Origin of the sequence: Bacillus sp. SIMBA_008 (genome assembly GCF_046535495.1) — a bacterium.
In the GTDB taxonomy this organism is placed as follows: domain Bacteria; phylum Bacillota; class Bacilli; order Bacillales; family Bacillaceae; genus Bacillus; species Bacillus subtilis.
Genome location: NZ_JAWRWL010000189.1, coordinates 1 through 324, shown reverse-complemented (window position 1 = coordinate 324; position 324 = coordinate 1). Strand labels below are relative to the sequence as shown.

The window sequence follows — 324 nt, the reverse complement described above, 5'->3', positions numbered from 1 at the left end:
AGAAACGAATGTGCTTACGCGGTGGCCTGTAGCTGCGTCCGTTCTCTCTGTTCGAATAGTATCCGTCGCCATTTTAGAAATTTGACGAGCACCTGCGGTGTTTGTAAGGATTGTATTTGCTGAACCGCCGCGCTGATATACTTTTTCCATTAATGCATTAATATCTTTCGCTTGAACCTCTGCTCCTTTCAGGTTAGCTTTAGCAGCGTCCTTCAAGTTCGCAAAGTTCAGTAAGCCTCCAGTCATACGAGGCTTGTCGTCAATTCTGCGGCCGTAGATCAACCAGTCGTTAAATTCACGCGCCATCTCTTTAAGACGTAGTTG

1 protein-coding gene is annotated in these 324 nt (G+C 46.3%); it reads right to left on the bottom strand.

Annotated features, from left to right (window positions below; genetic code table 11):
• On the bottom strand, positions 1 to 324 hold a 324-nt coding region (locus tag SB658_RS22770; RefSeq protein ID WP_410602507.1), incomplete at both ends, for an SU10 major capsid protein.